The sequence below is a fragment of the Micromonospora sp. NPDC050417 genome (assembly GCF_044458865.1).
In the GTDB taxonomy this organism is placed as follows: Bacteria; Actinomycetota; Actinomycetes; order Mycobacteriales; family Micromonosporaceae; genus Micromonospora_G.
This window is the reverse complement of the sequence record NZ_JBITIH010000001.1, coordinates 255179-278502: the sequence shown is the minus strand read 5'-3', so window position 1 is coordinate 278502 and position 23324 is coordinate 255179. Positions and strand designations below refer to the sequence as shown.

General features: G+C 69.2%; 21 protein-coding genes and 1 tRNA gene. 13 read left to right on the top strand and 9 right to left on the bottom strand.

The features are described 5' to 3' along the window. The first annotated feature begins 255 nt into the window (after positions 1 to 255). From pyk to ACIBF5_RS01130, 3 genes are all read left to right on the top strand, one after another. Complete coding sequence (pyk, locus tag ACIBF5_RS01140) at positions 256 to 1707, top strand: pyruvate kinase (RefSeq protein WP_396806827.1); 1452 nt, start codon at positions 256 to 258, stop codon at positions 1705 to 1707. Continuing rightward, positions 1704 to 2588 (top strand): acyl-CoA thioesterase, encoded by an 885-nt coding sequence (locus ACIBF5_RS01135; RefSeq protein WP_396806826.1) that lies wholly within the window; start codon positions 1704 to 1706, stop codon positions 2586 to 2588. The genes pyk and ACIBF5_RS01135 overlap by 4 nt, the downstream gene beginning before the upstream one ends. 88 nt (positions 2589 to 2676) lie before the next feature. Continuing rightward, positions 2677 to 3162, top strand: coding sequence for an RrF2 family transcriptional regulator (locus tag ACIBF5_RS01130; RefSeq protein WP_396806824.1), 486 nt, complete (start codon positions 2677 to 2679; stop codon positions 3160 to 3162). Between the two features lie 24 nt (positions 3163 to 3186). On the opposite strand, the gene ACIBF5_RS01125 is transcribed toward ACIBF5_RS01130, so the two are convergent. From ACIBF5_RS01125 to ACIBF5_RS01110, 4 genes are all read right to left on the bottom strand, one after another. Beyond that, a complete protein-coding gene (locus tag ACIBF5_RS01125; RefSeq protein ID WP_396806822.1) occupies positions 3187 to 3399 on the bottom strand; it encodes a hypothetical protein in 213 nt (70 codons plus the stop codon). Positions 3400 to 3537: 138 nt separating this feature from the next. Continuing rightward, the gene (locus tag ACIBF5_RS01120) at positions 3538 to 3885 is read right to left on the bottom strand and encodes a hypothetical protein (RefSeq protein WP_396806820.1); all 348 of its coding nucleotides are present in this window, start codon (positions 3883 to 3885) and stop codon (positions 3538 to 3540) included. Between the two features lie 23 nt (positions 3886 to 3908). Next, positions 3909 to 5396 (bottom strand): pyridoxal-dependent decarboxylase, encoded by a 1488-nt coding sequence (locus ACIBF5_RS01115; protein WP_396806818.1) that lies wholly within the window; start codon positions 5394 to 5396, stop codon positions 3909 to 3911. Between the two features lie 91 nt (positions 5397 to 5487). Beyond that, on the bottom strand, positions 5488 to 6591 hold the full coding sequence (locus ACIBF5_RS01110) for a LacI family DNA-binding transcriptional regulator (protein ID WP_396806815.1): 1104 nt from the start codon (positions 6589 to 6591) through the stop codon (positions 5488 to 5490). A 596-nt stretch (positions 6592 to 7187) separates the two neighbouring features. On the opposite strand from ACIBF5_RS01110, the gene ACIBF5_RS01105 reads away from it, so the two are divergent. Beyond that, a complete protein-coding gene (locus ACIBF5_RS01105) occupies positions 7188 to 9410 on the top strand; it encodes a cellulose binding domain-containing protein (RefSeq protein WP_396807347.1) in 2223 nt (740 codons plus the stop codon). Between the two features lie 213 nt (positions 9411 to 9623). On the opposite strand, the gene ACIBF5_RS01100 is transcribed toward ACIBF5_RS01105, so the two are convergent. Both ACIBF5_RS01100 and ACIBF5_RS01095 read right to left on the bottom strand, forming a co-directional pair. Continuing rightward, a complete protein-coding gene (locus tag ACIBF5_RS01100; protein WP_396806813.1) occupies positions 9624 to 10646 on the bottom strand; it encodes an LLM class flavin-dependent oxidoreductase in 1023 nt (340 codons plus the stop codon). 70 nt (positions 10647 to 10716) lie between these two features. Then, entirely contained in the window at positions 10717 to 10884 is a 168-nt protein-coding gene (locus ACIBF5_RS01095; protein ID WP_396806811.1) for a hypothetical protein, read from the bottom strand. A gap of 335 nt (positions 10885 to 11219) precedes the next feature. Here ACIBF5_RS01095 and ACIBF5_RS01090 point away from each other — a divergent pair, with 335 nt between their 5' ends. Next, positions 11220 to 12290: an IclR family transcriptional regulator gene (locus tag ACIBF5_RS01090; protein WP_396806809.1), complete on the top strand. Its 1071-nt coding sequence runs from the start codon at positions 11220 to 11222 to the stop codon at positions 12288 to 12290. Here ACIBF5_RS01090 and ACIBF5_RS01085 read toward each other — a convergent pair. Continuing rightward, a complete protein-coding gene (locus ACIBF5_RS01085; RefSeq protein ID WP_396806807.1) occupies positions 12187 to 12537 on the bottom strand; it encodes a DoxX family protein in 351 nt (116 codons plus the stop codon). The genes ACIBF5_RS01090 and ACIBF5_RS01085 overlap by 104 nt on opposite strands. A gap of 408 nt (positions 12538 to 12945) precedes the next feature. On the opposite strand from ACIBF5_RS01085, the gene ACIBF5_RS01080 reads away from it, so the two are divergent. Beyond that, positions 12946 to 13752, top strand: coding sequence for an SAM-dependent methyltransferase (locus ACIBF5_RS01080; RefSeq protein WP_396806805.1), 807 nt, complete (start codon positions 12946 to 12948; stop codon positions 13750 to 13752). Between the two features lie 90 nt (positions 13753 to 13842). On the opposite strand, the gene abc-f is transcribed toward ACIBF5_RS01080, so the two are convergent. Together abc-f and ACIBF5_RS01070 are read right to left on the bottom strand one after the other, a co-directional pair. After that, positions 13843 to 15480: a ribosomal protection-like ABC-F family protein gene (gene abc-f / locus ACIBF5_RS01075; RefSeq protein WP_396806803.1), complete on the bottom strand. Its 1638-nt coding sequence runs from the start codon at positions 15478 to 15480 to the stop codon at positions 13843 to 13845. A 437-nt stretch (positions 15481 to 15917) separates the two neighbouring features. Beyond that, positions 15918 to 15991: transfer RNA gene (locus ACIBF5_RS01070), tRNA-Leu, on the bottom strand. Between the two features lie 107 nt (positions 15992 to 16098). Between ACIBF5_RS01070 and ACIBF5_RS01065 the strand changes: the two genes are divergently transcribed. The 7 genes from ACIBF5_RS01065 (at position 16099) to ACIBF5_RS01035 (ending at position 23302) form a co-directional block, all read left to right on the top strand. Beyond that, positions 16099 to 16716, top strand: coding sequence for an ANTAR domain-containing response regulator (locus ACIBF5_RS01065; RefSeq protein WP_121155576.1), 618 nt, complete (start codon positions 16099 to 16101; stop codon positions 16714 to 16716). 89 nt (positions 16717 to 16805) lie between these two features. Next, complete coding sequence (locus ACIBF5_RS01060) at positions 16806 to 18023, top strand: hypothetical protein (RefSeq protein WP_396806801.1); 1218 nt, start codon at positions 16806 to 16808, stop codon at positions 18021 to 18023. 210 nt (positions 18024 to 18233) lie between these two features. Beyond that, positions 18234 to 19400: a branched-chain amino acid ABC transporter substrate-binding protein gene (locus ACIBF5_RS01055; protein ID WP_396806800.1), complete on the top strand. Its 1167-nt coding sequence runs from the start codon at positions 18234 to 18236 to the stop codon at positions 19398 to 19400. Between the two features lie 112 nt (positions 19401 to 19512). Next, positions 19513 to 20463, top strand: coding sequence for a branched-chain amino acid ABC transporter permease (locus ACIBF5_RS01050; protein WP_396806798.1), 951 nt, complete (start codon positions 19513 to 19515; stop codon positions 20461 to 20463). Next, entirely contained in the window at positions 20460 to 21650 is a 1191-nt protein-coding gene (locus tag ACIBF5_RS01045; protein WP_396806796.1) for a branched-chain amino acid ABC transporter permease, read from the top strand. Before ACIBF5_RS01050 ends, ACIBF5_RS01045 begins: the two co-directional genes overlap by 4 nt. Beyond that, positions 21643 to 22602, top strand: coding sequence for an ABC transporter ATP-binding protein (locus ACIBF5_RS01040; protein WP_396806794.1), 960 nt, complete (start codon positions 21643 to 21645; stop codon positions 22600 to 22602). The genes ACIBF5_RS01045 and ACIBF5_RS01040 overlap by 8 nt, the downstream gene beginning before the upstream one ends. After that, on the top strand, positions 22592 to 23302 hold the full coding sequence (locus ACIBF5_RS01035) for an ABC transporter ATP-binding protein (protein WP_396806792.1): 711 nt from the start codon (positions 22592 to 22594) through the stop codon (positions 23300 to 23302). Before ACIBF5_RS01040 ends, ACIBF5_RS01035 begins: the two co-directional genes overlap by 11 nt. The last annotated feature ends 22 nt before the right edge of the window (positions 23303 to 23324 follow it).

Here is a 23324-nt window from a genome sequence, read left to right as displayed (position 1 = left end):
TCGTGGGCGAGCCGGATTCGGGCCACATCGACGACCGCGGTAAACCCGGGCGTGTCGTGGATGAGGTGACGGCGGTACGCTTCCGGTCGCGCGGTCGCTGATGCCCGCCACCCCGACGTCGCCCGGTGAGACGACCCCCGCCGGTCATCGGCGAGAGACACCCGCCGGACATCTGCGTACCGCACGGCGTTGGACGAATATTCCAGAATCCGACAGGGTCGGCCCGTGGACCGATCTGGGAGAGAGACTAGCCTGATGGGCGTGACACGCCGCGCGAAAATCGTCTGCACGCTTGGCCCTGCGACATCGTCCCCGGAGCGGATCCGGGGCCTCGTAGAGGCGGGCATGGACGTGGCCCGGCTGAACTTCAGCCACGGCAGCCACGCCGACCACGAGCAGGTCTTTCACCTGGTGCGGCAGACCGCCCAGGCGACCGGGAAAGCGGTCGCGATCCTGGCCGACCTGCAGGGCCCCAAGATCCGACTCGGCCGGTTCGCCGACGGCCCGCACGAGTGGCGCACCGGCGACTCGGTCGTGATCACCGGTGACGACATCCTCGGTACCCGCGACCGGGTCTCCTGCACCTACTCCAAGCTGCCCCAGGAGGTCCGCCCCGGTGACCGCCTGCTGATCGACGACGGCCGGGTCGCCGTCGAGGTCAGCTCGGTCGAGGGCAACGACATCCGGGTCCTGGTGACCGAGGGTGGCGTGGTCTCCAACAACAAGGGCGTCTCGCTGCCGAACGTCGCGGTGAGCGTGCCGGCGATGTCGGAGAAGGACGCGGAGGACCTCCGCTTCGCTCTCGGCCTCGGGGTCGACATGATCGCGATGTCCTTCGTCCGCTCGGCCGACGACATCAAGCTCGCGCACAACATCATGCAGGAGGTCGGCGTCCACCGGCCGGTCATGGCCAAGGTGGAGAAGCCGGAGGCGGTCGACCACCTGGAGGCGATCGTCGCCGCGTTCGACGGCGGCATCATGGTGGCCCGGGGCGACCTCGGCGTCGAACTTCCGCTCGACCAGGTTCCGCTGGTACAGAAGCGGGCCGTGCAGCTCTGCCGGGAGAACGCCCGCCCGGTCATCGTCGCCACCCAGATGCTCGACTCCATGATCGAGAACTCTCGCCCGACCCGGGCCGAGGCGTCCGACGTCGCCAACGCGGTGCTCGACGGCGCGGACGCGGTGATGCTCTCCGGTGAGACCAGCGTCGGCAAGTATCCGGTGCTCACCGTGAGCACCATGGCCAAGATCGTTACCACCACCGAGTCCGGGTCGATCGGCGTCCCGCGGCTCCAGCACGACCCGCGTACGCACGGTGGCGCGCTCACCGTGGCCGCCTCGCAGATCGCCCGCGCGATCGGCGCCAAGGCCCTGGTCGCCTTCTCGCAGACCGGCGACACCGTACGCCGGCTCTCCCGGCTCCACTGCGACCTGCCGCTGCTCGCCTTCACCCCGGTGCCGGAGGTGCGCGACCAGCTCGCCCTCGCCTGGGGCGTGGAGACCTTCCTCATGCCGTTCGTGCAGCACACCGACGACATGTTCCGCCAGGTCGACCAGGCGCTGCTCGGCCTCGGCCGGGGCAACCCGGGCGACTACGTGGTGATCGTGGCGGGCAGCCCGCCCGGCACCCCCGGTTTCACCAACACCCTTCGGGTGCACCAGCTCGGTTCCCTGGTCGACGCGGCGGCGGCACGGGCTCTGCAGTGACGTCCGGCGGGCCGGTCGGTGGACAGGTCGCGGTCGATCAGCTCCTTGAGCTGCTCGACCTGACCCAGACCGATGAGATGACCTTTCGCGGCATGAGTCCGCCGGTCGGCCCGCAACGGGTGTACGGCGGTCAGGTGGCCGGTCAGGCCCTGGTGGCCGCCGGCCGGACCGTCGACCCGGCCCGGATCGTGCACTCGCTGCACGGCTACTTCGTCCGCCCCGGCGACCCGGCCGAGCCGATCGACTACGAGGTGGAACGGATCCGGGACGGCCGCTCCTTCTCGGTCCGGCGGTCCGTCGCCAGACAGCACGGCAAGGCGATCTTCTTCATGTCCGCCTCGTTCCAGCGGACGGAGGAAGGGCTCGACCACCAGGCCCCGGTCCCGCCCGACGTGCCCCACCCGGACGAGGTGCCGACCATGGCCGACCGGCTCGCCCGCTATCCGGAGCGGCTCGGCATCTGGTCGATGATCCCGCGCCCGATGGACGTCCGGTACGTCGGCGAGCCCGGCTGGGTACGCCCCGGCGACCGGCCGGCGGACCCGTACCAGCGGGTCTGGATGCGCATCGACGGCAAGCTGCCGGACGATCCGCTGCTGCACGCCTGCGCGCTGACGTACGCCTCCGACCTGACCCTGCTCGACTCGGTCCTCTCCGTACACGGGGAGGTCTGGGGGCCGGGTGGCGTGGTCGGCGCGAGTCTCGACCACGCGCTCTGGTTCCACCGGCCGTTCCGGGCCGACGAGTGGTTCCTCTACGACTGTTGGAGCCCGTCCGCCTCCGGTGCGAGGGGTCTGGCCACCGGGCGGATGTTCACCGTCGACGGCCGCCAGATCGCCAGTTCGGTCCAGGAGGGTCTGCTTCGTCGGGTCGGCGCCTGACGACCCGTTCCGCCCGGAAGGTCAGTCCCTGGGCGGCTTGCCACCCCGGCGCCGCTGACCGCCCGGTCCGGGGGCTAACCTAGCCGGCATGCGTCTCTCCGCACGGGTTGACTACGCGCTGCGCGCGACGGCCGAACTCGCCGCCACGGCGGACGACACCGCCGCCGCCGAGGGCGCCGCCCGGCGTCCGACCCCGGTCACCGCCGAGCAGATCGCCCGGGCCCAGGAGATTCCGCCGAAGTTCCTGGAGAGCATCCTGCTGCAACTGCGCCGGGGCGGGATCGTGCACGCCCAGCGTGGCCCGGAGGGCGGCTACTGGCTGGCCCGCAAGGCAGCGGAGATCTCCCTCGCCGACGTGATCCGGGTGATTGACGGGCCGCTGGCGCACATTCGTGGACAGCGCCCCGAGGATCTGGGTTACCAGGGCGCCGCCCGGTCGCTCCAGGAGGTCTGGATCGCGTTACGGGCCAGTGAGCGGGAGATCCTCGAACTCGTCACCGTCGCGGACGTGGCCAGCGGCAAGCTGCCCGGCCGGGTGACCGAGCTGGTCGCCGACCCGAACGCCTGGACCTGAGCAACCAGACCGAACAAGCCGGCGTCACGCCGCCCGCAGGTACCGCCACCTGCCGTGATCCGCGACCGCCAGTGCTTGCGTGTCGGCCACGACCCGTTCGGGGCGGAGGAAGACCAGCGGATTGTGGCCGGCCGGGGTCGGGGTGTCCGGATCCGGCCGGTCGCCGGATCCACTGGTCCGGTCCAGGCCGACCAGGACCGGACCGCCGCCAGGCTGGCGGGGCGATGTCAGTGCCATCGGATGCTCCTTCGCGCTGCCGGCCGGGCCGACCCCTGACGGTGGGCCCGCGACCGGACCCCATTGCAGCACCGTCGGCTGAGAGCAAGCTTCGCGAAAGGTACGAAAAGAGTGGGAGCCTGAGCAGCTCGCGACGGTTCAGTTCGGTGGCACCGTCGCCGGTACGGCACCAGCCGCGGCGGCGAGCCGGGCACCGACCTTGCCGGCGCAGTTGTCCAGCACTTCGCGGGCGTCGAAACCGAGGCTCTCGATCGCGATCAGCGCGGCCAGTGCCACGTCGGCCAGTTCACCGGCGACCTCGGCGCGGGTGTGGGTGACGCCCTTGCGCGGGTTCTGCCCGAGCACGCCGATCCAGGCCCCGGCCGCCTCCCCGGCCTCCTCGGCGACCTTCAGGACCCGGCAGGTCAACTCCTGCGGATCGGACCCGTTCGCCTCGTCCAGCACGTCCCGGCAGGCCCGTACGGCGGCCCAGATGCTCTCGTTCACGCTGGTCACGGTAGCCGAGTGGGTCAGTCGGGCGGTGCGCCCGTCGGCTCGTTCCCGTCGGCCGTCCCGCCCAGCAGCGTGGTCGCGGTCCGTTCGACCAGCCGCCAGGCCAGGGCAACCTCCCGGTACGTCGTCTGCGGGGCGCCGACCGCCAACCGCAGCGTGTGCCGGCCGTCGACCCGGGTGTGCGTGAGGTGAACCCGGCCGGTCGCGTTGACCCGGGCCAGCAGTTCCGCGTTGTGCGCGTCAGCGTCCGGTCCGGCGTCGGCGCGCAGGCGGAAGCAGACCAGTGAGAACGGGTGCGGCGCCACCACCTCGAACCGTTCGTCGGCCCGAACCAGGTCGGCGAAGCGCCCGGCCAGCTCCACACCGGTACGGATGTGCGCCCGCAGCCCTTCGGCGCCGTACCAGCGCAGCACGAACCAGAGCTTCAGCGCCCGGAACCGTCGCCCCAGCGGCACCTGCCAGTCGCGGTAGTCGAGCACCGCGCCCGATTCGGTCGCCGCGTTGCGCAGGAACTCCGGCAGCACGGTCAGCGCCCCGGTCAGTTCGGCCCGGTCGGCGACCCAGAACGCGTCGCAGTCGAAACCGGTGAGCAGCCACTTGTGCGGGTCGAAGCAGTACGAGTCGGCGTACTCGATGCCCGCGTGTGACCAGCGCAGTTCGGGGCAGACCGCTGCCGCACCGGCGTACGCGGCGTCGACGTGCAGCCACAGCCCGTACGCCCGGCACAGCTCACCGATCGCCGGCAGCGGGTCGATCGCGGTGGTGGAGGTGGTGCCGATCGTCGCCACCACCATCGCCGGTACGTCACCCGCCGCCCGGTCCGCCTCGATCGCCGCGCGCAGCAAATCCGGTCGCATCGCGAGCGTCTTCGGGTCGACCTCGATCGCGCGTACCCCGTCGTCGCCGAGCCCGGCGATCCGGGCGGCCTTCTCGACCGACGAATGTGCCTGGGTCGAGGTGTAGACCCGGTAGCGGCGGTCCACCCCGTTGCCGCGCCAGCGCCCACCGCTGGCCCGGTGCAGTGCCGCGAGGGTGGCGACCAGGGTCGCCGACGAGGCCGAGTCCTGGATCACCCCGCCGCCGGGGCCGGAGGAGCGGAACCGTTGCGGCAGGTCGATCAGCTCGGCCAGCCAGTCCAGCATCACCGTCTCGACCTCGGTGCAGGCCGGCGCGCTCGCCCAGAGCATGCCCTGCACCCCGAGGCCCGCGCTGACCAGGTCGCCGAGCACGCTCGGACCGGAGGTGTTCGCCGGGAAGTAGCCGAAGAACGCCGGGTGCTGCCAGTGGGTCAGGCCGGGAGCCACGACAAGGTCGAGGTCGGCCAGGATCTGGTCGAAGGGCTCACCGTGTTCCGGTGGACCGGCCGGCAGCAGCGCGGCCACCGCGCCGGGTGGTTCCGCTGGCGTCACCGGGCGTTCGCCCAGGTGAGTCCAGTAGTCGGCGATCCAGTCGACGACCGCGTAGCCGTTGCGACGGAACTCCTCCGGGTCCATGTGTGCGCCCATGCCCCAGTCGATCAGGAATCGGGACCGTGGGCAAGGCGGGAATCGGCGTCGGTGGACGCGAATGGGATCGACGCTGGTGGGCGGGGACGGCTCACCGGCTGGTGGGGGAGAGGGCGGGGGCGCTGCTGCTGGCCCGGACGGTGAGTCGTGGGTCCAGCAGAGTTCCCTCCGGCACCGGCGTACCGGCCAGCTTCTCCATCAGCAGCGTCACCGCCCGCTGGCCGACCTCCTCGGCCGGGATCAGCACCGAGGTCAGCGGCGGGCTGGCCCGTTCGGCCACCTCGTCCGGACAGATCGCGACGACCGAGATGTCCCGAGGCACGCTGCGGCCCAGGGTCGGCAACGCGGCGAGCACCTGTCCCACCGCCGCCTCGTTGTGCACCACCAGCCCGGATAGTTCCGGTTCCCGATCGAGGAGTCCGGTGAGTTCCCGGCGTACCGAGTCGAAGTTCTCCTCACACGGCTGCGCGATCGCGTTCAGACCGAGCCGCTCGGCGGTCTCGACGAATCCGGACCGGGTCCGCCGGGCGAAGCCGGTGCCCCGTTCGTAGACCACCGACGGCGCGCCGAGCAGGGCGATCCGGCGGTGTCCGAGCCGCGCCAGGTGTTCCACACAGACCTGACCGGCCTGATAGAAGTCGAGGTCCACACAGGTCAGACCGGTCGGGTCGGCGGGAAAGCCGATCAGCACGCTCGGCCGTTCCAGCCGGCGCAGCAGCGGCACCCGGGGGTCGTCCATCTCGACGTCCATCAGGATCAATCCGTCGACCATCGCGCTGGCCGCGATCCGGTGTAGCTCCGACGGTCCGTCGTCGGCGGTGACCAGCAGCACGTCGTGGTCGAACCGGCGCGCGGTGGTCACCACCGAGGTCGCGAACTGCATGAGTACGGGCAGATGCATGCCCGAGCGCAGCGGCAGCACCAGGGCGATCACGTTCGCCCGGCGGCTGGCCAGCGCCCGCGCACCGGCGTTCGGGTGGTATCCCAGTTTCCGTACGCTGGTCAGCACCCGTTCCCGGGTCGTCGCCGAGATGGCCCGCTTGCCGCTGAGCACGTACGACACCGTGCTGACCGCGACTCCCGCGTGCCGGGCCACGTCGGCGATGGTGACCATGTCCGGGCGCTTGGCCGGCTCTTCCTCGCCGGTCGCCCCGGTGCTGGTGCCGGGTGAGGTGACAGGGGACGGATCGGGCACTGGACGCCTCCCATATCAGCCACGGACCGTTGACGATCGTCGCGCGGACGTTGCTCAACCAGCTCACGGTAACGCCTGGGGCATCGAACAGGAGGTACAGGCCCCGTGCTCCCGGGTGGCCGCCGCCGTCCGGCACCGGCGCCGGAGGCAAGGAAGGGCCCCCTGTTATCGCTTTCGGTAGAGGAAGGGCCCCCTGCGCACTCTCGACAAGGCGTGGGCCGGCACCTGTCATCGAGCCGGAACTGAAACCTTTTAAATTCGCCGTCCTCTATCTTGTGGGTGTCGTGGCCTTGTCTTAGGCTCCAGGTGCGCTCGGAGCCTTCATCTGTCGTCGCGGCGGTCGTTGAACTGATCAATTCTCGACCGTCCCGCGCGGTGTGCGATCCGCCGGCCAGGGCAGCCGGCGACGGCCGTCCGGCTCGACGCGGCCGGTGACACCGTCGCACCGCCGCGCACCCCGTCCTCTCGGAGTAGAGATGCCCAGCTCACGACAACGCATCGTGTCCGCCGCCGGTACCGGATCGGGGCGTTCCGCGTCCCGCCGTACCGCGCTGCTCGCCGCCATCACCGCCGGCACGCTCGCCGCCACCGGTGCGATGACCGCCGTGGTCGCCTCCGCCGCCGCGGCGGGATGCCGGATCGACTACCAGGTCACCAACCAGTGGCAGGGAGGGTTCGGCGCGAGCGTCACCCTCACCAACCTCGGCGACCCGCTCACCGCCTGGAACCTCACCTGGTCGTACGCCGCCGGTCAGCGGGTGACCCAGGCGTGGAACGCGACGGTGAGCCAGTCCGGTCCGCAGGTCAGCGCCGTGAACGTCGGTTACAACGGCGCCGTCGCCACCCTCGGCACGGTCTCGTTCGGCTTCAACGGATCCTGGGACAACGTCAGCAACCCGGTGCCGGCGAGCTTCGCGGTGAACGGCACCACCTGCACCGGCAGCGTCTCGCCGACCACCGGGCCGCCGACCGGCTCGCCGACGAACTCACCGACGCCCACCCCGCCGGCGCCGACGACCGACCCACCGCCCACCACCCCGACCACCCCGCCGACGACGGCTCCGCCGCGCGCCGGCGCAAAACAGGCCGAGGACCTGGACCGGGGCCTGGTCAGTGTCCGGTCCGGCAGCGCCAATCTGGTCTCCTGGCGGCTGCTCGGCACCGAGGGGCCCGGTGTGGCGTTCAACCTCTACCGGGGTACCACCCGGGTGAACGCCGCACCGATCACCGGTGCCACGAACCACCTCGACAGCGGTGCCCCGGCCGGTGCGGCCTACACCGTACGGGCGGTGGTGAACGGCACCGAGCAGGCCGCCTCGGCGCCGGCGCTCCAGTTCGCCGACGGCTACCTGGACGTACGGCTACAGGTGCCACCGGGCGGCACCACCCCCTCCGGGGAGGCGTACACCTACTCGGCGAACGATGCCTCCGTCGGAGACCTGGACGGCGATGGCCGGTACGAGATCGTGCTGAAGTGGGATCCGTCCAACTCCAAGGACAACTCGCAGTCCGGCTACACCGGCAACGTCTACGTCGACGCGTACACCCTGACCGGGAGCCGGCTGTGGCGGATCGACCTGGGGCGCAACATCCGGGCGGGCGCGCACTACACCCAGTTCCAGGTCTACGACTACGACGGTGACGGCGATGCCGAGGTGGCGATGAAGACCGCCGACGGCACCCGCTCCGGCACCGGGCAGGTGATCGGCTCGTCCTCGGCCGACCACCGCAACTCCAGCGGCTACGTCCTCGCCGGGCCGGAGTTCCTGACCATGTTCGACGGTCGGACCGGCGCGGTGGCCTCCACGGTGGACTACCTGCCGGCCCGAGGCACGGTCTCGTCGTGGGGTGACAACTACGGCAACCGGGTCGACCGTTTCCTTGCCGGCACCGCCTACCTGGACGGGCAGCGGCCGTCTCTGATCATGTCCCGGGGCTACTACACCCGTACGGTGATCGTGGCCTGGGACTTCCGCGACGGCAGTCTGACCCGGCGCTGGACGTTCGACTCCAACTCCGCCGGCAGCCAGTACGCCGGCCAGGGCAACCACAGCCTGGCCGTCGCCGACGTGGACGCGGACGGCCGGGACGAGATCCTCTTCGGCGCGATGTGCATCGACGACAACGGGACCGCGCTGTGGAACACCGGGCACGGTCACGGCGACGCCGGACACGTCGGTGACCTCGATCCGAATCGCTCCGGGTTGGAGTATTTCAAGGTCAGCGAGGATGCCAGCAAGCCGTCGTCCTGGTTCGCCAACGCCCGTACCGGGCAGGTCCACTGGTCCACCGCGCCGGGCGGGGACAACGGTCGTGGCGTGGCCGGTGACATCTACGCCGGCAGCGCGGGCGCCGAGTCGTGGTCGGCGGCGGTCGACGGGCTGCGTAGCCCGAGCGGCGCGAACGTCGGCCGCAAGCCTTCGTCGATCAACTTCCTGGCCTGGTGGGACGGGGATCCGGTACGGGAACTGCTCGACGCCACCCGGATCGACAAGTACGGCACCGGCGGCGACACCCGGCTGCTCACCGGCAGCGGGGTCGCCTCGAACAACGGCACCAAGTCCACGCCCGCGCTCTCGGCCGACATCCTCGGCGACTGGCGGGAGGAGGTGATCTGGCGGACCAGCGACAGTGCCGCGCTACGGATCTACAGCACGCCGACGCCGACCAGCACCCGGATCACGACCCTGATGCACGATCCGCAGTATCGGGTGGCGGTCGCCTGGCAGAACACCGCCTACAACCAGCCGCCGCATCCGAGTTTCTTCATCGGTGACGGGATGGCGACGCCGCCAGCGCCGAACATCTACCTTCGCTGAGTTCGCACCGGAGGGCCCAGTCGTACCGGGCCGGGTAGGGGCCCACCCCACCCGGCCCGGTACGACACACACCGCGACATGACGCGACCCGTCCCGACCGCGCATGTCGAACCACCACCGGTATTGAGATTAGGCGGGGCTACGGGGCGTATCGGTGACAGCCACGTGAAGATCCTGTTTCACGGCTGATCGAGCGCGAACGATCACCCGGAGTCAGCGTTCGCGGCGCAGACCGTCCGCGACGTGTTCGGCGATCAGTTCGAACGAACGGACCCGCGCCTCGATGTCGTAGACCATCGCGGTCAGCATCAGTTCGTCGGCCTGGGTCTGTTCCAGCAGTGCGGCGAGCTGACGCCGGACCGTCTCCGGGCTGCCCATCGCCTGACCGTGCATCCGGTCCCGGGTGAACTGCCGCTCGATCTCGGTGTACGGGTACGCGGCGGCCTCCTCAGGGGTGGCCAACGGCTCCGGTCGGCCGGAGCGCAGCTTGAGGAAGGAGAGCCCGGCCGGGCCAGCGAGCCACTGCGCCTGCTCGTCGGTGTCGGCACAGATCGCGTTCACCGCGACCATCGCGTACGGCTCCTTGAGCCACTGTGACGGTCGGAAGTGCTGCCGGTAGAGGGCCAGCGCCGGGAGGGTGTTGGTGGAGCTGAAGTGGTGCGCGAAGGAGAACGGCAGGCCGAGCATTCCGGCGAGCTGGGCGCTGAAGCCGCTCGAACCGAGCAGCCAGATGGCCGGCATGTCGCCCTTGCCGGGGCTGGCGGTGATCGGACCGGGGCGGTTTCCGGTGAAGTAGTTGACCAGGTCGGCGAGTTCCTGGGGGAAGTTCTCGGCGGAGAGCCCGTCCATGGTCCGGCGCAACGCCAGTGCGGTGACCTGGTCGGTGCCGGGCGCCCGGCCGATGCCGAGGTCGATCCGGCCGGGGTGCAGCGCCTCCAGGGTGCCGAACTGCTCGGCGACCACCAGCGGGGCGTGGTTGGGCAGCATCACCCCGCCGGAACCGACCCGGATGGTCGAGGTGGCGGCGGCCAGGTGAGCGATCACCACGGGCGGCGCGGAGGACGCGATCGCCGGCATGTTGTGGTGTTCGGCCACCCAGAAGCGCTGGTAGCCCAGCTCTTCTGTCCGCCGGGCCAGCTCGGTGGTGTGCCGCAGGGCCTGGCCGGCGGTGGTCCCGGCGGCGACCGGTGCAAGGTCAAGAACTGACAGGGGTACGTCGATCACACGGGCGGTCAACGTCCGGCCCGCCCAGTTTGTTCCGCTCGGTGCGATCGGGTGATTCTGCCCACCGGTAGGTCGGGCCGGATCAGCTGATCAGGGTCCAGAGGTGCTGGGCCGAGGCCGACTCGAACTCGCCCCGGGCGGCCTGGCGGGCCAGCTCGTCGCGGCTGATCCCCAGCTCGGCGAGTTGCCCGTCGACGAAGCGGTCCCAGTCCTCGTCGGCCTGGCGCCGCTCCTGCTCGTCACTCGTCATGTAACCGACCCTACCGCTTGGTACGACATCCGGGCCCGGCGGTGCCCGGCGCCGTCGGGAGGTGCCGAGGCGGCGGCGCGCTGCTTATCGCATTGATCAAGGTATGTGCAAAATGGTAGAAACATTGGATGTCTTGTGCGGTCGTTTGGCAAGATGGCGTGTTTGCTGGCGAGGTTGTCCCGGATTCTCGACGCTGGGACGCCTACGGTCAGGCGATTGATGGGCTGGTTGCCGTTTGGTGATCTTGTCTTTCCCTGGATACCTCCGATGTATCTGGGTTCAGAAGGTTGACAGGTTTGTTTCATGATGTAAACATCGCCGTTATCTGGAACTCGATGAAATGGATTCGAGTAACTCGAATGAGGAGTGGACGGAAATCGTCGAGCGTCGATAGGGCATTCGAACTGATCGGTACGGTCTCGGAGGCCGGCGGCGCCGGTCTGACCCTGGGCGAACTGGCCGCCGAGGCCGGGATCGCGGTGAGCAACACCCACCGGTACACCACCTCGCTACTGGAACTCGGCGTCCTCGAACGGGATTGGGCCGGCGCCTTCCGCCTCGGCGTGACCCTGATCGCGCTCGCCGGGCAGTACCTCGACGAGGACGGCCTGCGCGGCGCCGCCCGGCCCTACCTGGTCGAGCTGAGCGGGGAGACGGTGCACCTCGGCATCCCGGTCGGTAACCAGATCGTCTACGTGGACAAGGTGGAGAGTGCCCGGTCCGTCCGGTCGGTCTCCCGGATCGGCAGCCGGGTCGCCATGCACAGCACGTCGATGGGAAAGGCCGTGCTCGCCGTACTGGACGAGCGGCGCCGGGCGGAGATCCTCGCCGCCCCGCTGCCCGCGCGTACCAGCCGGACCCTCACCGGCGCGGCCCTGCTCGCCGAACTCGACCTCGTCCGGTCCCGTGGGTTCGCCATCGACGACGAGGAGAACGAGGAGGGTGCGCGCTGTTTCGGCCTTCCGATCATGAGTGCCTCCGGAGAGCCCGCCGGGGCATTCAGCGTCGCTGCCCCGGCGCACCGGCTCAGCATTGACGACTGTCACCGGCTGGCACCGGCCGCGCTGGCGATGACGGTCAATATCGGGCGCCGTCGCCACGCGTCACGAAGGAGAACGCGGCGCAGTACCTCGACCCGAAGGGCGACTTCTGACCCCGACCACCGCTCGCCATCCCGACCGGACGCGACTGTGGTCGGTGACTACCCCTCCAGGGGTAGTCACCGACCACAGTGCTCTCCGTTCACTGCGGAGGGGCGGCTCGGTTCATGCGCAGAGCCGCGGGTTTGTTCAGCCGGCGGGGTCAGAGCGAGAGGACCCGTACGACGAGGGCGGCGACGGCGATCAGCAGGATCATCGCGGGGGCGGAGGCGCCCTTGGTGTCGCCGGCGCGCAGGTGCGCGATGACCGCACCGACAAAGTAGAGCGTGACGCCGACGGCAGCGGCGACCCCGAGAGGGCTGAAGAAGATTCCGATGATCAGACCGGCCGCGCCGATGATCTCGATGACGGCCAGTGGTGGGTACCAGCTCTGCGGCACGTTCGCGGCGCTGAGTCCCTGTACGACCTTCTCGTTCTTGGTCAGCTTGCCCTGGGCCGAGCCCAGCAGCATCACGCTGAGCAGGATCGCGAGGACGATGTAGGCGACGGACACGGTGCTCCCTGGGGGTGTGGGGGTGGGGAAGCGTGTTCGTCACCATAAACAGATCGTTGAGCTGAGTCAACGATTGCTGCATGCCTATCATCGCCGAACCGCCGTCACCTCTTCGGCTGGTCGGCGAATTCAGCCGGGTCGAGGTCGAGCATCGAGCGCGGGCCGGAGTTGCGGACGGTGTCGACCCGCTCGGGCAACTCAGCGCCTGGAGATCGTCGCGGTCGCCGAAGGCGAGCTTCCGCGAGTCGGGCACCGGAGCCGGGTGGCCCTGACCTGATCGATCCGGAACGGACGGCGTGCCGTGTCGACGGACGCGCGGCACCGTGACGGATGTCGCTAGGGTGTGCGGGCCGAGAAGTTTTCACGATCTGGGGGGTAACGGTGTCGCAGCCAACGGGGGTCGGGAACGTGGATCGCGAGTGGGCACCGGCGGGGATCGACACCAGCGTGGCGCACTCCGCGCGGATGTACGACTACTGGATCGGTGGCAAGGACAACTTCGCCGCCGACCGGGCGATGGGTGACGCGTTCGCCGCCGCCATCCCGAGCATCCGCACCATGGCCCAGGAAAACCGGGCCTTCATGCACCGGGTGGTCCGCTACCTGACCGGGTCGGCCGGCATCCGGCAGTTCCTCGACATCGGCACCGGCATTCCGACCAGGCCGAACGTGCACGAGATCGCCCAGGCGATCGCGCCACAGACCCGGGTGGCGTACGTGGACCATGACCCGATCGTGCTGACGCACGCGCGGGCGCTGATGGTCAGTGGCACCGAGGGGCAGACCGTCTACCTCGACGCCGACATGCGCGAGCCGGGCAAGATCCTGGCCGACCCGGAGCTGAACCTGACGCTCGACCTCGATCAGCCGGTGGGTCTGCTGCTGATCGCGATCCTGATGCTGGTCGCCGACGCCGACGACCCCTGGGAGAAGGTCGCCACGCTGCTGGACGCGTTGCCCTCCGGGAGCTACGTCGCGATCACGCACCCCGGCCAGGATTTCGACCCGGAGGCGATGGCCGCCGTCGCCGCCGCCGCCGGCCAGGGCGGGATGACCCTGGTGCCCCGGGTACGCGACGACGTGGTCCGCTTCTTCGGCGACTGGGAACTGGTCGAGCCGGGAGTCGTACCGGTGAAGGCATGGCGTCCCGACGGCGAGCCCCCGGTCGACCCGAATGCCGCCTACTACTGGTCCGGGCTGGCCCGTAAGCCGTGACCTCCGCCCCCGGCCGGGCCTGTGCCGCGTACGGGGAACAGGGTGCCGTACGGGAGGGCCGGATGCGTCCAGGCCCTCCCGTACGGCGGCTCAGGCGCTCTCGGGCGGCCCGGTCTCCAGCAGTGCCCCGTCGTCGAGCCGGAGCCACCGTTGCACCCGGATCTCCGCGAGGAACCGTTCGTCGTGGCTGACCACCACGAACGCGCCCTCGTAGGCGTCGAGCGCGCTCTCCAGTTGACCGACGCTGACCAGGTCGAGATTGTTCGTCGGTTCGTCGAGCAGCAACAACTGGGGCGCCGGTTCGGCGAACAGGACACAGGCCAGGGTGGCGCGCAGCCGTTCGCCGCCGGAGAGCGCCCCGACCGGCAGGTGGATCCGGGAGCCCCGGAACAGGAAGCGGGCGAGCAGATTCATCCGCTGCGCCTCCGGCATCGTGGGCGCGAACGCGGCCAGGTTCTCCATCACGGTCCGGTCGAGGTCCAGCAGGTCCAGCCGTTGGGACAGGTACGCGACCCGGCCCTCGGCCCGTTTGATCTCGCCACCGGACGGTTCCAGATCGCCGTTGACCAGGCGCAGCAGGGTGGACTTACCGGCGCCGTTGGGGCCGGTAAGCGCGATCCGCTCCGGCCCCCGGATGATCAGGTCGGCACCCGTGGCGGCGAAGAGGGCCCGCTCGCCGTACCGGACCTGCATCCGTTCGCCGTGCAGGAGGGTGCGTCCGGAGGGGACCTTGGTCCCGGGCAGTTCCAAAGAGATCTTCTGCTCGTCGCGTAGGGCGCGGCCCGCCTCGTCGAGCCGGGCCTTCGCGTCGCTGACCCGCGCGGCGTGTGTCTGGCTCGCCTTGCCTGCCGACTCCTGGGCGCCCCGCTTCATCGTCCCGGCGAAGATTTTCGGCAGACCGGCGTTCTTCAGGTTCCGGGAGGCGTTGCTGGCCCGGCGCTCGGCGCGCTCACGTGCCTGCTGCAATTCTCGCTTCTCCCGCTTGACCTCCTGTTCGGCGTTGCGCACGTTCTTCTCGGCGACCTCCCGCATGGCCTCCCGCGTCTCCTCGTACTCGGTGAAGTTCCCGCCGTGGAGGCGGAGTTCGCCCTGGTCGAGTTCGGCGATCCGGTCCATCCGGTCGAGCAGCGCGCGGTCGTGGCTGACCAGCAGCAGGCAGCCGTTCCAGCCCTCGATCACGTCGTAGAGCTTGTGTCGCGCGTCGAGGTCGAGGTTGTTGCTGGGCTCGTCGAGCAGCAGGACGTCGGGCTGCTTCAGCAGTTGTGCCGCCAGGCCGAGGGAGATCACCTGGCCGCCGCTGAGGGTGTGTAGGTGTCGGGTGAGTGGAACGTCACCGAGTCCGAGCCGGTCGAGCTGCGCGCTGGTACGTTCCTCGATGTCCCAGTCGTTGCCGATCGTGGTGAAGTGTTCCTCGCTCGCGTCCCCGGACTCGATCGCGTTCAGGGCCCGGAGCACCGGGGCGATGCCCAGCACCTCGGCCACGGTCAGGTCACCGACCAGGGGCAGGGTCTGGGGCAGGTATCCGAGGACCCCGTTGACGGAGATGCTTCCGGCGGTGGGTTTCAGCTCGCCGGCGACCAACTTGAGCAGCGTGCTCTTGCCGGCGCCGTTCGGTGCGACGAGCCCGGTGCGGCCGGCGCCGACGGTGAAGGAGAGATCCTGGAAGACCGGTGTGTCGTCCGGCCAGGAGAAGGAGAGGTTCGAGCAGACGATGAACGAATCGGACATGCGAAGCCCTTGGGTGTGATGCGGGCGTGCGGCAGGGCCGCCCGGCGGGAAACAGAGGGAGGGAACGACGCCATGGCCACCGCGGCTGCGCCGTACGCGCCGCAGATGGCCGAACATGTCCGGTTCTACCCGGAGATGTCGACGTCACCCGCCATGTCTGGTCCCCTTTGTTCCCGATCGCTTGCATGTACCCGATGAATCGGCAGCCACTCTAGCAGCCAGGGGTCGGCCTCCGCCGGTACGCGCGGCCCAGCCGGGGAGATGCGGCGGATCGCGTGAGCGTGTCGGATTCCGGACAAGATACCTGAATCAACATCAAAAAGGCGCCGCCTGGCAATCCAGGTGGCGCCTTTCGCTGCTGGTGGTGCCGGATTCGCGCGACACTCCTTGCGGGGAGTGGTCGTTCGAACACGCTAAGCGTTGGCAGTTCCTTGACGTGCCCCCGGTGGGATTCGAACCCACACTGTCGGAGGTTTGAGCTCCGTTTCTCTACCGGTTGGAATACGGGGACGCAACCACGGACCTGATGAGTAGGCCGGGTCTAGGGTACCCACTACGCTGATGACGGCGACACCCGGCCGGGCGGGTGTCGAAGAAGAGCGCTGGGGGTAGAGGTTCGTGGCCGACACGCAGGCGGGTATCGAGCGTAGGCGGGTGCTGATCGCCGAGGATGAGGCGCTCATCCGGCTGGATCTCGCCGAGATGCTGGTCGAAGAGGGCTACGACGTGGTGGGGGAGGCGGGCGACGGGGAGACCGCGGTGCGCCTGGCCGAGGAACTCAAGCCCGACCTCGTCATCCTCGACATCAAGATGCCCATCATGGATGGGTTGGCGGCGGCCGAGCGGATCGCCGGCGGCCGGATCGCCCCGGTGGTCATCCTCACCGCGTTCAGCCAGCGCGACCTGGTCGAGCGGGCGCGGGCGGCAGGCGCGATGGCCTATCTGGTGAAGCCGTTCCAGAAGAGCGACCTGGTCCCGGCGATCGAGATCGCCCTGTCCCGGTACTCGGAGATCGCCGCACTCGAGTCCGAGGTGGCCGGGCTGACCGACCGCCTGGAGATCCGCAAGACCGTGGAGCGGGCCAAGGGCGCGCTGATGACGACGTACGGCATGACCGAGCCGCAGGCTTTCAAGTGGATTCAACGCACCGCGATGGACCACCGGATGACCATGCGCGAGGTGGCCGAGCGGATCCTGGCCGAGGGGACCGGCGCGGAGCCGACCGAGGCGAGCTGAACCTGAGTCGCGGGGCCGGCGGAACGAGGGGGCCAGTGGCGGAGAATTGGCCCCCTTCGTCGTCTGTGGATCGCCCCTAGGATCGGCACATGCTCACCGGCCGGCGGTTCGTCGCGGGGCTCGTCGCGTCGGCCCTGCTGATCGCCGGGTGCGAGCGCCCCGCCGCCGACCGGGGGCAGCAGCAGATTCGGCCGGACTGGCGGGTGGTGACGCTGCCGATGCCAGCCGGACCGGACGGTCGGCCGATGCTCCGGGACGCGGTCACCTGCGCCGGCCGCTGGTATCTCGTCGGCGCGATCGGCGGAGTCGACGGCGCCACCCGACCTGCCGCCTGGACGAGCGCCGACGCCCGGAACTGGGACGCCGTACGGCTCGTGCCGAACAGCTACTACGGCGAGCGGGCCATCCTCTACGCGGTCGGCTGCCGGCAGGGCCGGATCGCGGTGATCGGCGCCAAGGCCGGTGGCGCGCACGGCAACCCGAGGGTGCGGACCTGGCGGCAACTGCCGGATGGCGCGCTGGTCGAGGTGTCGGCCGCGTTCGAACTGTACGGAGGGCCGGCCGCGGTCAACGTCAGCCGGGTCGCCGGCGGACCGGACGGGTGGCTGATCGCCGGTGGACGGGAGAGTGGAGCCGCGGTCTGGCGGTCGCCGGATGCCGCCGACTTCCAACTTGTCGAGAACGCACCCCGACTGGCCAGCGACGTCGAGCTGCGCACCTCCGCGACGGACGCGCTCGCGGTCGACGACGGCTGGCTGGTGGGTGGCAGTGGACGGGCGCCCGGGCGAGCGGACCACGATCCGTTCGTCTGGTGGTCGCCCGACGGGTCGACCTGGAACCGGATTCCCCTGCCCGCCACCGGTTCCGACGAGGCAGTCCACCGGCTGGTGCGGGTGGGTGACGCGGTGCTGGCGCTGGGAGCGCGGGGCACCACGTTCGGCGCCTGGCGCCTGGCGGACCCGACGGCCGGGGGTGGGCCGGCGGTTCGTGGCGGGGCGGCGGCCGGTGACGGTTGGCGGGCCGCCGCCGGATTCGGCGTCGCGGATGCCGGAATGATCGCCGGGGTGGAGGCGGTGGCGACGTACGACGACCGGGTTCTCGCGGCCACGGTCGCAGCGGAGGGTCACCGACTGTGGACGTCGGACGCGACCGCCGAACGGTGGTCTCCGGTGGCGCTGCCGGTTGCCGTGCCGGCGGGCGGCGAGACGGCGGCATCGATCGCCGCGACGTCCGGGCAGGTAGTGATGGTTACCGATGACGGCCGAGAGTCCCGTGCCTGGCAGGCAGTGCTTTCATCGACATTCTGATCTTTCTGGTGAACCTCGCATCTATAACAACAGAGCGCAAACCTTGCCACGCTACGTAACGGTTGAGTGAAAGCGGGCAGCTAGACCTACCGGCATGTCTGGCTGGTGGGATAACGTCCCCCGCCAGACCGGGTGAACGGTCTCGTTCGGGGCTGTCGTGGCTCATCTGCCCGTGGCACCGGACTCGTGGATGGAGGAGGGGTTTCAGCCTTGAGGCAAAACTTCGTACGCGTCCTCGGCGGTGTCGCCATGGCGGCGCTGCTAGTTGGTGGCGCTACCGCGTGCAAGCAGGACGAGGGTTCGGGCACCGGCTCCGGGAGCCAGGCGTGCGACCTCAAGATCGGTTTCTTCGGTGCGCTCTCCGGTGCGGACGCCGGTCTGGTGACGCCGATGAAGCAGGGTGTCGACCTTGCTGTCGAGCAGTACAACAAGGCGAACGCGGACTGCCAGGTAACGGTGGCCCCGTTCGACTCGCAGGGTAAGGCCGACCTGGCCGGCGGTCTCGCCACCAGCGCGGCTTCCGACACGAAGATCGTGGGAATGGTCGGGCCGGCGTTCTCGGGTGAGTCCGAGGTCGCGCTGCCCATCTTCGAGCAGGCCACCCTGCCGAGCATCACCCCGTCGGCCACCCGTCCGAGCCTGAGCACCAAGGGCTGGAAGGTCTTCCACCGTGGCGTGGGTAACGACTTCTCGCAGGGTCCGGCGATCGCCAACTACATCAAGTCCGTGATCAAGGCGGAGAAGGTCTTCGTCATCGACGACCAGTCCGCGTACGGCGCCGGTCTCGCCGACGAGGCGAAGAAGGTGCTCGGCCCGCTGGTCGTCAAGACCGACAAGGTGGTCGACAACGCGCAGGAGTTCGGCGCGCAGATCTCCAGCGTCAAGACCAGTGGCGCCACCGTGCTGTTCTACGCGGGTTACACCGAGGAGGCGGCGCCGTTCCTCAAGCAGCTCCGCGCCAACGGCTGGACCGGTACGTTCATCGGCGGCGACGGCATCAACGACGCGAACATGCTGTCGGTGACCGGCCAGAAGGACGTCGAGGGCACCATCTCCACCTGCCCGTGTGGCCCGGCCACCGCGGCCAAGGGCACCTTCGTGACCGACTTCAAGGCTAAGTACAACGTCGACCCGGGTGTGTACGCCGACGTGTCGTACGACCTCGCCAACATCTACCTTGAGGCGATCAAGGCCGGCAAGACCACCCGCGCCGACATCCAGGCCTACCTCGGCACCTACAACAAGGCCGGCGCCGCCTCTGGCGTGACCTACAAGTGGGAGGCGAACGGCGAGCTGGACCCGGCTCAGGTCAAGGTCTGGGCGTTCAAGGCCACCAACGGTGCCTGGGCGCCGGATCAGGAGGTCCCGAAGGGCTGATCCGATCGGGCCCCAGGCGCGACCGGATCGGTGCGTAACACATACGAATAGTGCTGGTGTGGCCGGCAATCTTGCCGGCCACACCCGTATCACGCAACCCCTCGGAGCTTTGGTGGACTTTGCAGAACTCTTCCGGGGATTCCCGGAACTGACAACGACCGGGCTGGTCCAGGGCGCGATCTACGCGCTCATCGCGCTCGGCTACACGCTCGTGTACGGCGTTCTACGCCTCATCAACTTCGCGCACTCCGAGGTCTTCATGATCGGCACCTTCGCCGCCGTGTGGACCTGGGGCTTCTTCGGCCTGGACAGTAACAGCGACGCACCCTCGGTGGTGAAGGCGATGTTACTGATCGTGCTCGCGATAGCCACGGCCGCTGTGCTCTCCGGCAGTACCGCCCTCCTGCTTGAGGTGACGGCCTACCGTCCGCTGCGACGGCGCAACGCCCCACCGCTGGCCTTCCTCATCACCGCCATCGGCGCGTCGTACTTCCTGATGGAACTGCTGGGTGCGCTGACCCAGCGGCGTCAGATCGGCGCACCGCGTCTGCTGCCGACCGATCCGATCATCAGCATCGGCGGGTTCCACGTCACGCCGGTCCAGTTGCTCACCCTGAGCGTGGCCATCATCATGATGGTCGGCCTGGACTTCTTCGTGAACAAGACCCGATTCGGCCGGGGCATCCGGGCGGTGGCCCAGGACGCGAACACCGCTGCGTTGATGGGTGTCAACAAGAGCCGGGTCATCGGCCTGGTCTTCGTCCTGGGTGGCCTGATGGCCGGCGTGGCCGCGGTCTTCAGTGACATGAAGAGCGGCAACACCCGGTACAACATCGGCTTCCTGCTCGGGCTCAAGGCGTTCTCGGCTGCCGTGCTCGGCGGCATCGGCAACCTGCGGGGCGCCGCCATCGGTGGTGTGCTGCTCGGACTGGTGGAGAACTACGGCTCGGCGGTCTTCGGGTCGCAGTGGCGTGACCTGATCGCCTTCGTCGTGTTGATCACCCTGCTGATGTTCCGGCCGACCGGTCTGCTCGGCGAGTCGTTGGGAAGGGCGCGGGCATGACCGACTTTCGAACCCGGTGGCGCGAGGCCACCAGCCGTGTCGGGCACGTGTTCGACACTTTGCCGAAGCCGGTCCGGATCGCGGGGCTCGTGGTCTTCGTGGCCTTCCTCTACATCCTGCCGAACAAGTCGTTCTACGAGTACCTGAACATCCCGGGGGTGTGGATTCCCCTCTACACCACCAGCAACGACATGGCCGCGGTGCTCTTCTACTGCGCCTGGATCGTGCTGCTGTCGCTCGGGCTGAACGTGGTGGTCGGTTACGCCGGTCTGCTCGACCTCGGCTTCTTCGGCTTCTTCGCGGTCGGGGCGTACACGGTGGCCCTGCTCACCTCGCCGGAGAGCAAGCTCATCACCGAGTACAACTGGCTGGAGAGCCCGTGGCCCTGGCTGGTCACGGTGCCGATCGCGATCGCCCTGTCGTTGCTCTCCGGGGTGCTGCTCGGTGCGCCGACGCTGCGGCTGCGCGGCGACTACCTGGCGATCGTGACGCTGGGCTTCGCCGAGATGATCCGGATCGTCGCGAAGAACCAGGACTGGATCCTCAACGGCGACCGGGGTATCCCACAGGTGGCGCACCCGCCGGGCAAGTGGTCGGACGGTACTCCGATCTTCGGCCTCGCGTTCAAGCCGTACTACTGGCTGCTGCTCACGGTGATCATCATCGCGATCTTCCTGATCCGGAATCTCTCCCGGAGCCGGGTGGGTCGGGCCTGGGTCGCGATCCGGGAGGACGAGGACGCGGCCGAGTTGATGGGCGTGCCCACGTTCCGGTTCAAGCTCTGGGCGTTCGCGATCGGCGCGGCGGTCGGCGGCCTCTCCGGGTCGCTGTGGGCGGGGCAGGCGAACTTCGTCAACTCCTCCACCTTCTCGCTGGAGAACTCCATCCTGGTCCTGGCCGCGGTGCTGCTCGGCGGCGCCGGCAGTATCCCGGGTGCGATCCTCGGCGGGTTCATGGTGATCTACATTCCGGAGTGGCTACGGTCGGTCGGTGACGTCTTCGGTCTGCCGGAGACGGTCAACATCGCGGGCCAGGCGTACGACATCAGCCCCACCTCGCTGCGCTACGTGTTCTTCGGGGCATTGCTGATCATCGTGATGGTTTTCCGGCCCCAGGGTCTGTGGCCGAACCGGCGGCGTGCCGCCGAGCTCAAGGACCGGCAGAAGGAGGTGGCGGTCGTTGAGTGAGCCGCAGATGGGCAGCGAGCGGGACGTGACCAGTGAGCGTGACCTCGCTCCAGACGCCCGGGTCGAGGTGGGTTCCCCGCCGGAGGCCGGCGCCGGAGCCGAGGCCGCGCACGGCCCGGCAGCACAGATCCCCTCGCCGCGCGAGGAGACCCCGGGTCCGGCGGTGCCGCCTGCCGGCCGTGAGCCACTGCTTGAGGTCGACAACGTCACCCTGCGCTTCGGTGGGGTCGTGGCGCTGAACAAGGTGGACTTCACCCTCTACAAGGGTGAGATCCTCGGTTTGATCGGACCGAACGGCGCCGGGAAGACCACCTGCTTCAACGCGATGACCGGTGTCTACACCCCGACCGAGGGTGAGATCCGGTTCCAGGGTCGCAAGCTCAGTGGCCAGAAGCGCTTCAAGATCACCAAGCTTGGAGTGGCCCGCACGTTCCAGAACATCCGTCTCTTCCCGGAGATGACGGTGCTGGAGAACGTGCAGGTGGGCGCGGACGCACACCACAAGACCAGCGTGCCCAGCGCGCTGTTGCGCCTGCCCCGCCACTGGCGGGAGGAGAAGCAGGGCAAGGAGAAGGCCCGCGAGCTGCTCGACTTCGTCGGCGTGAACAGCGGCATGGACAATCTCGCCCGCAACCTCTCCTACGGTGACCAGCGTCGGTTGGAGATCGCTCGCGCGCTGGCCACCGATCCGACCCTGCTCTGCCTGGACGAGCCGGCTGCCGGCTTCAACCCGGCGGAGAAGGAATCGCTGCTCCAGTTGATCCGCAAGATCCGGGACCGTGGCGTCACGGTGCTGCTGATCGAGCACGACATGCGGCTCGTCATGGGCGTCACCGACCGGATTGTGGTGCTGGAGTTCGGTCAGAAGATCGCCGAGGGTACGCCGGCCGAGGTCCGCGACGACCCGAAGGTGATCGCGGCTTACCTGGGGGTGTCGGAAGATGCTGCTTGAGATCGACAACCTGACCCTGCTGTACGGGCGGATCCAGGCGCTGCACGGCATCAGCCTGACCGTCGCCGAGGGCGAGATCGTGGCCCTGATCGGGGCGAACGGTGCTGGCAAGACGACCACGATGCGGGCCATCTCCGGCCTGCGCCCGGTCGCCGCCGGCTCGATCAAGTTCGAAGGCGTCGACGTCACCAAGCTCCGGGCCGACCTGCGGGTGATCCGCGGGATCGGTCAGTCGCCCGAGGGTCGGGGAGTCTTCCCCGGCATGACGGTGCACGAGAACCTGGAGATGGGTGCCTACACCCGACGGGACAAGGCGGGCATCGCCGAGGACCTGGAGATGGTGTACGGCCTCTTCCCCCGGCTGCTGGAGCGGCGCAAGCAGCCCGGCGGCACGCTCTCCGGTGGTGAGCAGCAGATGCTGGCGGTCGGTCGGGCCCTGATGACCCGGCCCCGGTTGCTCCTGCTCGACGAGCCGTCGATGGGTCTGGCGCCCAAGTTGATCCAGCAGATCTTCGAGATCATCACGCGGATCAACGAGCAGGGCACCACCATTCTGCTGGTGGAGCAGAACGCGCAGCAGGCGCTCTCCCGGGCGCACCGAGGTTACGTGTTGGAGACCGGCCGGATCGTCAAGGAGGGCTCCGGACAGGAGCTCCTGACCGACCCGGCGGTCAAGGAGGCGTACCTGGGCGTGGCCTGACCGCGTCCGACCAGTTCGGGCC